The sequence below is a fragment of the Pantoea sp. B9002 genome (genome assembly GCF_013385945.1).
GTDB lineage: Bacteria > Pseudomonadota > Gammaproteobacteria > Enterobacterales > Enterobacteriaceae > Pantoea.
Window position 1 is genome coordinate 1 of record NZ_JACAPA010000046.1, and the last position, 12,552, is coordinate 12,552.

The following is a 12,552-nucleotide window of genomic DNA, read 5'->3' on the forward strand; positions in this document are numbered from 1 at the left end:
CGGGACTTCCATGTCCCGGCTTCGCCTTTCGCCCGCGTCCTGCGGGCTCTCCTGGCTTCCTCGCTTCGTTCAGCGCTGCGGATTGCCTGCCCAAAAGTGACCCCGGCCTGCTATTAAGCTTCAGTGCGTGTTGTTGAAGATGGCTCATTGGCTGTCGGCGCTGGCGCGTCTGCTGCGGCAAAAGGGCTATTCGCAGCGCTGAGGCTTTTACGTTGGGCCAGGAGCCTCACGCATGGATGCGTGAGGCTCCTGGCCCAACGTGGAAGCCGAAGGCACCGCGCTAACGGCACGAGGACGGCCCGTGACGCAGCAGATGTGTCAGCGCCCATACCAAATTTAAAGCAAAATGATTTCTTAACTGAAAAGCATTGAAGGAATTTCAATAACTTAATACTTCATCCTGAACGCTTCGGCCATCATTCCGATCTTGTGCATATTGTTATTATTGCGCGCCATTTTATGCGCTTCGGGTTTCAGGATGATCATCAGTAAATAGGCATCTGTATCCATCGCACCCCGGCAATAAACCAAATGGGCCTGATCGCTGGTGCGCTTGAACTGACGTAAAAATTTGGGAAAAGGTGCATTCGCATCGGCAAGATGAATGTGAGCTACCTGCTCTTCTTTTACCAATGGATAGGTTCGGTCATCATCATAAAGTGCATCCCGACCAAACGTATCAGGCAACTCACCGTCTTTTTTATAGGAAAGAAAATCCGTCGCCAAATCATCAAGCTCTGCCGGGCTCAATTGCTGACGGATCAAGGTCGATTTAAAAACCCTAATGTTCATTCGGCGAACTCGGTCAGATCCTTATCAGAAGCGCTTTGCAGCAGTTTCTCCCCACCCTCCGCAATGTCACTCAAGCGATTAGCATTGGGCCTGAATCGCGCAGCGGTATGCACTCTTCCCTGTTTCTCTTCCAACAGATCGATAAGCTCTTCAAACACCTCAGCACTGATCATATAACCTGCGGGTCGGTTATTGGAGAGAACTGCAACCGGCTCATCAATGAAATACTTAGCCGGGTTTTTCCTTAATTCAGTAATATTTATCGATTTTTCCGCGAGAATACGTTCCATAAATCACCTCTCATCACATTTCATTGAATGCATCATAATGCACATCAAAGTGTACATCAATTTGTGTGTTTGAAAATTATACAGAAGTGATTTCGACCAGCTTGTAGAGATAGATATCTTGTTATCGTCTATTAGACAAAAAAAAGGCGAGGCCGAAGCCTCGCCAAAAAGATGCTGGACCTCAATCGTAATAAGGAAGTTTACGATCGACACCGTTAATGTTGACCAGCACAAAGCCCGTAGGCGCGGTTTTGTTGGTCGGCGTACCGGCCGCCGTCGCGACGGTCAGCACCCCTTTCTCGTTCGCCCCAATACCGGCCAAACCGTTGTGCAGGCCGAAGCGCGCCGCCGGTTTGAAACCGCCCAGTTTGGTGGTATCGGTCACGACCGAGAAGTCCTGCTGGAACAGCGAGCAGGAACCAGTATCGAAACGCGTTGGACCGGTACATTTCAGGTTCATCATGGTGTCACCGCTATTGGCGCGCAGTTTTACCCACACCGCTGCATAGGTGGTGCCCACACGGCTGTAGCGGATATCCAGCACCGCAGGTTGTCCCATGTGATAGGCATCGGCCCACACCGTTTCCAGACGCTGCAGATTAACCCAGGTTTTCCCGGTCGCCGCCACGTTGACCGGCGAACCGGCGGTGCCCGTTGGTTGAGTGGCATCCGCTTTACCAATAAACTCCATCACCCACTGCTGGTTGGCGTTCGGGAAGAACAGCTGCCCAACGCGATACCAGTTATCGGTGTCGGTGTTATTGGTAATTTTGTAGCCGCTGAAATAGCCCGCACGCAGCGATCCGGTCATAAAGGTGCCGTAATTCTCGTCGCGACGATAACCGTACTCAAAGGTGGATAACCAACGTCCGGCCACCGCATCCAGGCTGAGTTTCGCGCCAGATTGCAGGTTGAGCTGACGGATCACCACGCGCGCATTGTTGAGATTCAACGGCGTACCGCAATCCTCAATGTTCAGCGTATCCACCGTCCAGCCGCCGTCAGAGAGATCGCCCGGATTGCGCGTGTGCTCAATCCACACATTGCGAATAACCCCCTGCGTCACGCGCGGCATGTAGAGCGTGGCGTCACCGTAACCGGTCTGAAAGTTACAGTTACACAGCTCAATCGCCGTGGAGTGATCCCACGCGCCTTTCGGCGAGTTCGACCAGCCCACATCAAACACGCGTCCGTAGGTATAAAGGGTGTAAATCTGGTCGAATTTACTGTCGAGGGTATCCAGCACTTTGATCACCGTACCGCCGTTATTCTGCGCGCGGAAACAGTAGATATTGACGGTGGTGCCTTCGATACAGGTGTTTTCGAAGAACGGCTGCACGTTGCTGCACATATCGGCGGTGATGGTGCTTTTGTTGGTGGTGATATCGGCGGATGCCTGGCCGTTCCACGCGATACCCCGGATTGAGGTACGACGCGCCTTCACCTTGAACACCGTGTTGGCACTTTTGTCGGAAATGATGGTGGTGCGCGGCAGCGAACCCAGCTCCACGTCATCGCCCTGCAAGCCGAAGAAGGCGCGCTCGGTGCCGCTGATGTCGATTGGGCTAATCAGGAATTTACCGCCTGGGAAACGCACCGGTAATGCGGTGATGTTGCCCGAGTAGTTTTGCGTCCACGCCAGCATACGGTTAAACGCATCGGTATCGTTGGCGTAACCGTCGCCTTTCGCACCGAAGTGATAAACGTTGATCTCCGACGGATCGTTAATCACGCGTTTCCAGTAAAAACCGTTACCGATCACCAGCGTACCGCCATCTTCTACCGCCGTGGTGGTGCCGATAAAACCGGTAAAATCACCGCCACCGTGGAAGGTGGAGTCAGCGTTGTAGCGACGTAAGAATGCCAGATCGCCGTTTTTGGCCGGTACAGTGGTGCGCAGTTCTGCATAAGAGTTAACTTCGATCATCATAGCCTCCTCGGCTTTTCGGGTAGGTAATGCAAATTCAAGAGAGCAGCGTTACTGAGCCGGCTGGCCGCAGTGCTGATCCCAAAGGTCGTTGTGGTTGTTAATGGCGCGCACGGTGCGAACGTCCATGCGCTCGGCGTCATTGCCGTGGGTGTAAATCGGGGAAAAAAGGGTACAGGCAGAGTCGATGACGACGGGCGCTTCAGCGCTGGTGGTATTTCGATTGCTGCAGCTTGTCGCGAGCAGCAGCGTCATCAAGATTAAGATTGCTGGCTTCCACACGTTTGGCCTCCTCGCGCAGCTGTTGCTGCTGTTGGTTAACCGCTACCGCTTGCGCCGCGGCTTTATCGGCGTGCTCGACGGCAGATTGGGATGCTTGCTGCACCTTGCCGATTTTTTTGCCACCGAAGTAGCTGGCAACCAGCGCGGCGAAGACGCCCGCCAGGGCGGCAACCCAGTGCCAGCTGCCGCCGAACAATGTCATGAGAAGTGTCATGCTTTTTCCTCCATCGCCGTTTTCTGCTGGTTGAGGCCTTTCTGGCGCACGAATTGGGCAATCACGCCCATCGCCACCATGAAGGCGCCAATCAGCCCCAAATAGTTGTGCGGCAGAATCGCTTTCACGTCGGGCGGCATGCTGTTCCAGGCATCAAGCGCAGCGGTGGGGAACGATTGCACCCACGCGCTGAGCATCGAACCGAGTGACGCCAGCCACACCGACCAGGTTTTGAATAACAGCCGCGCATGTTTCACGAACTCCAGCGTGGTGAAGCGCTGCATCACCATCACCACCACCACCACCGCCAGCACCGCAGTGACAAAAATCAGCAGTTTCAGATTCATAGCAGCCCCCGATAGATGTCGTAGGTGCCGCTGCGCATCACTTCAGCATGGCGGCGCGCGCGGCCCGAGGTTTGGCTGGCCCACAGACTGTCGAGCATGGCGTTGGCCGCGCTGTTGAAATCGCCCTGCGTGATGGCGGTGAGCATGCCGCGAAACATCTCCAGCCCATCCACACCCAGCTGATAGCCCATGCTGATCAGCACATCGCAGCGCGCCTCGTTGCATTTGGCCAGCGCCTGCTGCACTAGCGCACGCTGATGCATCTGCTGCACCTTGCCCTCGACAATGCACTGCTTCCACACATCGCCGACGGGACGCGGCACCTGGAAGATGTAGTTGCTGAGCGAGGCACCTTTGGGGCCGATGCGAATGCCGCCGGCGACCGTTGGGAAACCCAGCGAGTCGAGGTAAGGCGCTTCGCGGTAACCCTCTTCGAAATTCAGGATGGCAATAATCTGGCTCATAGAAATTCCTCTTTGACGGGGCGCAACAGTCTGAAAATGGCTGCGCAAAACGGCAAAAAACATAAATCCTGCTGATCGTTTACGACATTGAGCGCGTTTTCATATAAGCGAAACGCTCAAGGATGGTTAAACATTGAGCAACAATGAAACGTTCCGTTTAAAACTGGGGAAAGTGATGCAGGTTTAGCGCACGGCATACAGATAGACGTGGGGCAAACAGCAGTTATCGAAGCTGGCTTGTGCCTGCTGAACACGAACGGGCGCTAACACGGCGCTGTCAACGCGCGACAGCGTCTGGCGCTGGCAGATGCGTTCAGCGGTGCGCAAGGTAACGTTTTCGTATTCGATGCCGAGTGCGCTGTCGATGCTGCGCTTAAGGCGGCTGAGGGACTGGCGTCGCCGATGGCGGCGCGTGCGTGCATTGCCTGAAAATACTGACTTCCCGTACTGGATAATCGCCATAACTCCTCCTGTTAATGAGTCTTTGGCGATGGGGTGGCAGGCACGGCAATTCGGCTGATGCCGACGCGTTCGCTGTTCCTCTGGAAAATACTCGACGTCAACTCGCCCGGCTGCATTCGCGGCCAGGGTGAAGTAGAGGAGAGTGAAAATCAGAGGGCAACTGACAACGCTGCAAAGTGCGTATCCACCCCATCCCAAAGTTCACTAACTTTGGATGGTATGTATCGCGCTTGTGCAGCGCCTCAATTGTTTAAGAGCGGGCTCATCCGTGAGCAGGTATGTTGTCCATCCATGCTCAAATTATTAACAGGTTCTAATGCATTGGCAAACACCAATGGTTAATTTTTTATTTACCATCAGTTAAATTTATGATTTCAGCCAAAATATTTTTTTGTCGCAATCTGGCGTTTTGTGATCAGCCCAGGATTTGGTAATCCCGCGCCTGGCTCATGATCACCCGCGCCACCACTTGCAGCGTCTTGGCTTCTTCCAGCGTGAGATACCAGGTTTCATAGCGCTTGTTATCGGAGATCACCGCGACCTTTTTGTGCTGAAGTTGCAGGCGTTTGAGATAGAGCTGATCGTCAAGCGTGAACAGGTAAATGCCATCGCCATCGAAGCGATGCACGCTGATATCGACAAACAACTGATCGCGCGGCGCAAAGGTGCCAGCCATCGAATCGCTGTTCAGTGCGATGAGGCGAATATTTTCCGCCGGACGGCCGTTAAACAGCACCCGCGCCTCTTCCAGCCCATATTCAATGGCTTGAATGGTTTCCACCAGTTCATCGCGCGTAGAGCTGCTGCGTACGCCGTGCTGGCCGATATCCAGACTCTCCACGCGAAACAGATGCTGTGGATTCACCAGACTTCGCTGCGTCAGCAAGGCGGCCGGTTTTTCCATGCCAAATTGCAGCCACTCAACGCGCACGTCGAGTAACTGGCTGAGCGCCAGTAAATTATTATCATCGGGTATCGATTGTCCGTTAAACCATTTCCACACCCCCGGCGTTGAGATCTTGCATCCCCTCTCTTGCAGAGCAAGCGCAACCTGTTTGTTCCGTCCATGTCCGACAATTCCCGCGCTTTCGCATGCGGCAATCAGCCTGGCAGTGAATGCTTGTCTCGTACTTTCTTTTTTAACCATCAGTTAATAATCTGCCTTCAGTAAAAGACTGAATGTTATTTTCATTTTTGCTACCAGTTCATTTTATATTACCGGCAGTTTACTACCCAACCGCTTTTATCAATGAAGCTGGACAATCATTATCCCCTTCGGTTAGGGCGAAACCAGTGTTCAGTGCCATATCGCTTGTTCTGACAGGGGTTTTCAGGATTGTTCTGTAGCAGTAAGACCAGCATCTAAAGGAAAAAATGGGTGAAAAGCCGCGAGCCCGCCATAGATGACAGAAATAAATCAAAAAGCTCTTGGAATAACTGGATCGAAAGCGAAAAAAATGGGCACCGTTTTCGGTGCCCATTATCATGCAGGAGCGAACATTAGCGACGTAGCGTATCGTCGCCCCACCCTATCCATTTGTAGGTGGTCAGCGCTTCAAGTCCCATTGGACCACGCGCGTGCAGCTTCTGCGTACTGACCGCCACTTCGGCGCCGAGGCCAAACTGGCCGCCGTCGGTGAAACGTGTGCTGGCGTTAACGTATACCGCCGATGAGTCAACCTGGTTGACGAAGCGATTGGCGTTGCCAATGCTGCGCGTCAGAATGCCATCAGAGTGCTGCGTGCCGTGCTCACGGATATGCGCGATGGCTTCATCAATATCCGCCACCAGCTTGACGTTCAGATCGTTGGACAACCATTCGTCATCATAATTTTCCGTTTGCACCGCCACCACCTCGGCGGCACCGTTTTGCAGCAGCGCCAGCACATTTTCGTCGGCGTGCAGCGCAATCTTCTCTTGCGCCATACGTTGCAGGAAAGCGGGAATAAAGCTGTCCGCCTGATCGCGATGGATCAGCAGCGTTTCCAGCGAGTTGCAGGCGCTTGGGCGCTGCTTCTTAGCATTGACGATCACCTCCAGCGCGGCTTCGGTCTCCATGGTTTCATCGAGATAGAGATGGCACACGCCGATACCGCCGGTAATCACCGGAATGGTGGAGTTTTCACGGCACAGCTTGTGCAAACCTGCACCGCCGCGCGGGATCAGCATATCGACGTAGCGATCGAGCTTCAGCAGCTGATTCACCAGTTCGCGATCCGGGTTTTCAATCGCCTGCACCGCGCCCGCCGGTAAACCGTGCTGGGTCAGCGCATTTTGGATCACGCGCACGGTGGCGGCGTTGGTGCGATAAGTCTCTTTGCCGCCACGCAGAATCGCCGCGTTGCCGGTTTTCAGGCACAGCGAAGCGACATCCACGGTGACATTCGGGCGCGCTTCATAGATCACGCCAATCACGCCCAGCGGAACGCGACGACGTTCAATGCGCAGGCCGCTATCGAGCTGGCCGCCATCGATCAATTGACCGACCGGATCGGCCAGGCGACATACCTGACGCACGTCATCGGCAATGCCTTTCAGACGCTGCGGGTTGAGCGTCAGGCGATCGAGCAGCGCTTCGCTCATGCCATTTTGGCGCGCATCCGCCAGATCCTGCTCGTTCGCCGCCAGAATGTCCGCGCTTTCCGCTTCCAGACGATCGGCGATGGTCAGCAGCACCTGATTTTTTTGTTCGGTGGAGAGTTCCGCCAGTTTGTACGACGCAGCACGCGCCGCTTTACCCATCTGTTCTAACATCATCCGCTCCTTAACTGACGATCATGTCGTCGCGGTGCACCGCTACCGGGCCATATTCGTAACCGAGGATCTCGCCGATTTCCTGGCTGTGATGACCGGCAATCATGCGCATGGCATCACTATTGTAGCGCGTCACGCCGTGGGCGATATCGCGCCCCTGCAGGTTACGAATGCGGATCACTTCACCGCGAGAGAAGTTGCCCTGCACGTCACGAATGCCTTTTGGCAGCAGCGAACTGCCGCGCTCAAGCATTGCGGCCAGCGCGCCATCATCAATGGTGATTTCGCCCGCAGGCGGTGCGCCAAAGATCCAGCGCTTGCGGTTTTCCAGCGGCGACTGCTGCGCGTGGAAGCGCGTGCCGACCGGTTTGCCATGCAGCACATCGCTGATCACATCCGGACGACTGCCGGCGGCGATGATCACATCGATCCCCGCGCGGCAAGCCACGTCCGCCGCCTGCAGTTTGGTCGCCATGCCGCCGGTTCCCAGGCCCGACACGCTGCCGCCCGCGAGGGTGCGTAACGCATCGTCAATCTGGTGCACGTCGCTGATCAACTCCGCTTCCGGATTGGTACGCGGATCGGCGGTGAACAGCCCTTGCTGATCGGTCAGCAGCAGCAGTTTATCCGCGCCGCCCAGCATCGCTGCCAGCGCCGACAGATTGTCGTTGTCGCCCACTTTAATTTCGGCAGTCGCCACCGCATCGTTTTCGTTAATCACCGGCACGATGTGGTTGTCGAGCAGCGCACGCAGCATGTCACGCGCGTAAAGGAAACGTTCACGGTCTTCCATATCGGCGCGCGTCAGCAGCATCTGCCCGATGTGAATGCCGTAAATCGAAAACAGTTGTTCCCACAGCTGGATCAAACGGCTCTGCCCCACCGCAGCCAACAGCTGCTTTGAGGCGATGGTAGGCGGCAGTTCGGGGTAACCAAGGTGTTCGCGTCCGGCGGCAATGGCGCCAGAGGTAACGATAACAATGCGATGGCCCGCGGCGTGCAGCTGCGCACACTGACGAACCAACTCCACCATGTGCGCCCGATTCAACCGACGTGAACCGCCGGTGAGGACGCTAGTACCCAACTTGACCACAAGGGTCTGACTGCCACTCATGTTTTTCCTGCCATGTAAGAAAAAAATCTGCGAAGGGACGTTTTATCAGGAGTGAGCAAGGAAGCCAACAACAGCAAGGGGAAAAGCACAAAAATCCCCTGACAATGCGGTAGACCAAAAGTTCGCGATTAACAAGAAATCCGAAAAACTGTCATAAAACGTTCATCACCAACCGGTAAAAAGTCGGTGTTTTACAAAACCTTTCACGGGTACAACAAATTTTACTCATTGGGATTGATAGCAAAATGAAGAAGAGCACACTGGCATTAGTTGTATCAGCGCTGGCACTGGCTTCCACCGCAAACGCCGCAGAAGTGTATAACAAAGACGGTAATAAACTGGACTTCTACGGCCGTGTTAAAGCTGAACACTACTTCAGCGATAACGCGTCAAGCGACGGCGACAAATCTTACGTGCGTATCGGTTTCAAAGGCCAGACGCAGATTAATGACCTGATGACCGGTTACGGTCAGTGGGAATATCAGTACAACGTGAATAACTCTGAAGGTTCTGATGCCAACGCAGGCAACAAAACCCGTCTGGGCTTTGCTGGTCTGAAATTCGGCCAATACGGTTCATTCGACTACGGTCGTAACTACGGCGTGCTGTATGACGTCGAAGCCTGGACTGACGTATTCCCAGAGTTCGGCGGTGACGGTACGGCGCGTACCGATAACTTCATGACTGCGCGTGCCACTGGCGTAGCCACTTACCGCAACAGCAACTTCTTTGGTCTGGTTGATGGCCTGCGCTTCGCGCTGCAATATCAGGGCAAAAACGACGCCACCAGCGCTAACGCCCGTGGCAGCATCACCGATACGTCGCGTCAGAACGGCGACGGTTACGGTGCGTCACTGGGTTACACCATCGCTGACACCGGCATCAGCCTGATGTCGGCCATCACCTCTTCAGACCGTACCAATCAGCAGCAGCTGCAAGCGCTGGGTAGCGGTGATAAAGCCGAATCATGGGGCGCCGGTATCAAGTACGATGCGAACAGCATCTACCTGGCTTCTATCTACACCGAAACCCGCAACATGACGCCAATCGGCACCCGCGGCTTTGCTAACAAAGCGCAGAACTTCGAAGTGGTGGCGCAGTATCAGTTCGACTTCGGCCTGCGTCCGTCCCTCGGCTATATCCAGACCAAAGGCAAAGACATCGAAGGGATCGGTGACGAGGATCTGGTTAAATACATCGACGTGGGCATGACTTACTACTTCAACAAAAACATGTCGACCTTCGTGGATTACAAAATCAACCAGCTGGATGACAACAACAAGCTGAACCTGAACAACGATGACGTTGTGGCGGTTGGCCTGACCTATCAGTTCTGATTTATCTTTACCCTCGTTGTGTCTATAAAAAAAGAGCCGGCTCATCACCGGCTCTTTCCTTTTTAAACCCTTAAATGCCTGTCAGGCGCTCAGTTTCACCGGCTCTTCTTTGAAGCCTTCCGCCGGGCGCAGATCGAGTTTCTGTTCCAGCAGCATCGCTTTCAGACGCTCATGGAAATTACGCAGCGTGCTTTCCACTTTGGCATTGTTCTCTTTGCCTTTGATAGTCGCAGCGCCCCAATCACCCGCTTTATCAAACAGGCCAAAATGATATTCGTATGTGAAGTGATCTTCATAGGCTTCCAGCGTCATCCACCAGCCCCAAAACTCACGCAGTTCTGGTGCAGGCTTGACGTTGACACAGGCTGCGAGGCAATCGAAGAAGAAGCGTGTCTCTTCACATTTGCCTTCACGGATATACGGCCCCAATTCGGTGAAGCGCTTAAGCAGGCGACTACGGGGGTGACCACTCGGTAATGTCATCTCTTTTCCCTTAACCCTTTAAATTGCACTTCCAGCTTTCCATTAACATAAAAATGGAAAATCCCGGATATAAGTAGTAGCAGAGTTCAGAGATTTCGCCAGTTAGCCTTTCAACTGTTTTTCCAGCCAGTCACAAATTTGATTCAACGCTTTGTCGAAACTGGCAAATACCGGCTTGGCGGGAATCGCCAGCGCCTTGCCCTGCGACGAGGAGTTGGCGATCAGCTGCGCGTCCGCTTCCGGACCGAAAATATCATCCGGCCAATAAGCCGCCAGCATCGGTGTTGGCGTGCGGCGGCCGAGTAAGCCTTGCACCTTCAGCGAGTAGCGATTGAGTTCCGTGCGCAGATTGCTGTCGGAAGTTGAGGACATACCGAGACGGCTCGCCAGCATATCCATGTACATATCCGGCAGCTGCTGCTGCTGTTGCGCATCCACAAACACGCTGTGCACCATGGCACCCAGCGTCGCCACCGCGCGTACTCGCGGCACTTCCAGATAGGCCAGACGCGTCGCCACGTTGGCTCCGAAGCGGTAGCCCAGCAGCGCCACGCGGGTGTGATCGATCCACGGCACATTGCTCAGTTCACGCAGCACCTGCTGATGCACCTGGCTGGTGTCCTGATTGAGCATCCATTTGCTGCTGAAGCCTACCGATGGCATATCCAGCGTCAGCATGGCGATGCCGCGCGGCGCCAGATAGTCGTGGAACAGGCGATAGTGATCGCTCTGCAGCGAATCAAGGCCGCCGCACAGCAGCACGGTGGGATACGGCGCTTCGGCCTGCGCAGGCATGTGCAGGAAGCCCGTCACCGGACTGCCGCCGCCTATCGGGAAGGTCAGGGATTTCAGTTCGCCCGGCAGACGCTGCGTGGCTTCTTCGTAGGCGCGATTGGCCAGCACCTGCGCCTGATCGGCCAGCTCATCGCCTTTGATATAAGGATAAGCCGCGAGGCTGAACAGATTGGCGGCATGCAGCCAATGCTGACCGGCATCGTCATGGTTTTCGCTCTCTAACGCGCGCTGCTGCCAGATCGCCGCCTGCTTCGACCACTCGTAATTCCAGTTGCCGCCGCGATAGCCAATCACCGTATCGAGCAAGGCTTCATTGGTGCGTTCGAACTCGCTCACCGCGATACGTGCCAGCACTTCGCTGATCTCCTGCGGCGACAGACCGCGCCACGTCCACAGCAGCTTGTTCAGCATGCGATACCAGCCGCGCTGCGTATCCCCTTCAAGGGCGTTATGCACCTGCACGGCGGCATGATGCTGGCGATGCACTAATGAGGAGGTTTCCGGGTGTTTAAAACGCGGTTTGAACAGTTCTTCGCTCAGGTTTTTATCAGACATCTCAGCTATTCTCCTGCCAACAACGTGGCGATGGCTAAGAGTGTACTGCACCCGCCATACGCGCGCGAGGCGCAGAAAGCACAACGCCCGGCATAACCGGGCGTTGTTTGCGATGCATCAATTAGCTTTTGACGATTGGCGGGATGTAGACCACGCCCATGTCCCAAGGCTGCTCGATCCAGGTGTTCTGCGGGATATCGACAATGTAGTCGTCCACCAGCGCACGGCCAGCTGGCTTCGCGAAGATGGTGCAGAAACGCGCTTTTGGATACATATCGCGGATCGCCTGCGCGGTGCCGCCGGTATCCACCAGGTCGTCAATCACGATGAAGCCTTCACCGTCGCCTTCGGCACGCTTCAGCACTTTCATTTCGCGCTGATGATCGTGATCGTAGCTGGAGATGCACACGGTATCGACATAGCGAATACCGAGTTCACGCGCCAGCAGCGATGCCGGAACCAGACCACCACGGCTCACCGCGATGATACCTTTCCACTGTTCCACAGGAAGCAGGCGCTGGGCCAGTTTACGGGCATGGATTTGCAACATGTCCCAGGTTACGACGTATTTTTCGCTCATATAAAGGAATCCCGGCCAAGAAACTTGGCTTAAAAAATATGCAAGGGGGAAAAGGTTGCGCGAGATTATAAGGATCTGACGCCTTAAAAACCAGCATCTGTCTTACTGGTTGCAGGTTTTTAGCGCGCCTGATTACGCACCCGGCGAGAAACAGTG

Annotated in this window: 14 protein-coding genes; 1 reads left to right on the plus strand and 13 read right to left on the minus strand. The window is 54.8% G+C overall.

The window, feature by feature from the left end; translation table 11 throughout:
- Positions 1–387: 387 nt before the first annotated feature.
- From HX773_RS20315 to proB, 10 genes are all read right to left on the minus strand, one after another.
- Entirely contained in the window at positions 388–792 is a 405-nt protein-coding gene (locus HX773_RS20315) for a type II toxin-antitoxin system YafO family toxin (protein ID WP_218168317.1), read from the minus strand.
- On the minus strand, positions 789–1,082 hold the full coding sequence (gene yafN / locus HX773_RS20320) for a type I toxin-antitoxin system antitoxin YafN (protein WP_176973042.1): 294 nt from the start codon (positions 1,080–1,082) through the stop codon (positions 789–791). The genes HX773_RS20315 and yafN overlap by 4 nt, the downstream gene beginning before the upstream one ends.
- A gap of 181 nt (positions 1,083–1,263) precedes the next feature.
- Positions 1,264–3,009, minus strand: coding sequence for a glycosyl hydrolase family 28-related protein (locus tag HX773_RS20325; protein ID WP_176973043.1), 1,746 nt, complete (start codon positions 3,007–3,009; stop codon positions 1,264–1,266).
- Between the two features lie 202 nt (positions 3,010–3,211).
- Positions 3,212–3,505: a hypothetical protein gene (locus HX773_RS20330; RefSeq protein ID WP_176973044.1), complete on the minus strand. Its 294-nt coding sequence runs from the start codon at positions 3,503–3,505 to the stop codon at positions 3,212–3,214.
- The gene (locus tag HX773_RS20335) at positions 3,502–3,846 is read right to left on the minus strand and encodes a hypothetical protein (protein ID WP_176973090.1); all 345 of its coding nucleotides are present in this window, start codon (positions 3,844–3,846) and stop codon (positions 3,502–3,504) included. The genes HX773_RS20330 and HX773_RS20335 overlap by 4 nt, the downstream gene beginning before the upstream one ends.
- Positions 3,847–3,848: 2 nt before the next feature.
- A complete protein-coding gene (locus HX773_RS20340; RefSeq protein WP_176973045.1) occupies positions 3,849–4,316 on the minus strand; it encodes a hypothetical protein in 468 nt (155 codons plus the stop codon).
- A gap of 183 nt (positions 4,317–4,499) precedes the next feature.
- Positions 4,500–4,778, minus strand: coding sequence for a hypothetical protein (locus HX773_RS20345; RefSeq protein WP_176973046.1), 279 nt, complete (start codon positions 4,776–4,778; stop codon positions 4,500–4,502).
- A 415-nt stretch (positions 4,779–5,193) separates the two neighbouring features.
- Positions 5,194–5,925, minus strand: coding sequence for a S24 family peptidase (locus HX773_RS20350; protein WP_007887129.1), 732 nt, complete (start codon positions 5,923–5,925; stop codon positions 5,194–5,196).
- 353 nt (positions 5,926–6,278) lie between these two features.
- Complete coding sequence (proA, locus tag HX773_RS20355) at positions 6,279–7,532, minus strand: glutamate-5-semialdehyde dehydrogenase (RefSeq protein ID WP_176973047.1); 1,254 nt, start codon at positions 7,530–7,532, stop codon at positions 6,279–6,281.
- Between the two features lie 10 nt (positions 7,533–7,542).
- Complete coding sequence (gene proB / locus HX773_RS20360; protein ID WP_008108950.1) at positions 7,543–8,646, minus strand: glutamate 5-kinase; 1,104 nt, start codon at positions 8,644–8,646, stop codon at positions 7,543–7,545.
- Between the two features lie 245 nt (positions 8,647–8,891).
- Between proB and ompC the strand changes: the two genes are divergently transcribed.
- Positions 8,892–9,983: a porin OmpC gene (ompC, locus tag HX773_RS20365; RefSeq protein ID WP_176973048.1), complete on the plus strand. Its 1,092-nt coding sequence runs from the start codon at positions 8,892–8,894 to the stop codon at positions 9,981–9,983.
- A gap of 81 nt (positions 9,984–10,064) precedes the next feature.
- Here ompC and crl read toward each other — a convergent pair whose 3' ends face one another.
- From crl to gpt, 3 genes are all read right to left on the minus strand, one after another.
- Complete coding sequence (crl, locus tag HX773_RS20370) at positions 10,065–10,466, minus strand: sigma factor-binding protein Crl (RefSeq protein ID WP_008108946.1); 402 nt, start codon at positions 10,464–10,466, stop codon at positions 10,065–10,067.
- Positions 10,467–10,568: 102 nt separating this feature from the next.
- Positions 10,569–11,816 carry an esterase FrsA gene (frsA, locus tag HX773_RS20375; protein WP_176973049.1) on the minus strand — a complete coding sequence of 416 codons (1,248 nt, stop codon included), beginning with the start codon at positions 11,814–11,816 and terminating at the stop codon, positions 10,569–10,571.
- 121 nt (positions 11,817–11,937) lie between these two features.
- Positions 11,938–12,396, minus strand: coding sequence for a xanthine phosphoribosyltransferase (gpt, locus tag HX773_RS20380; protein WP_007887137.1), 459 nt, complete (start codon positions 12,394–12,396; stop codon positions 11,938–11,940).
- Positions 12,397–12,552: the final 156 nt, after the last annotated feature.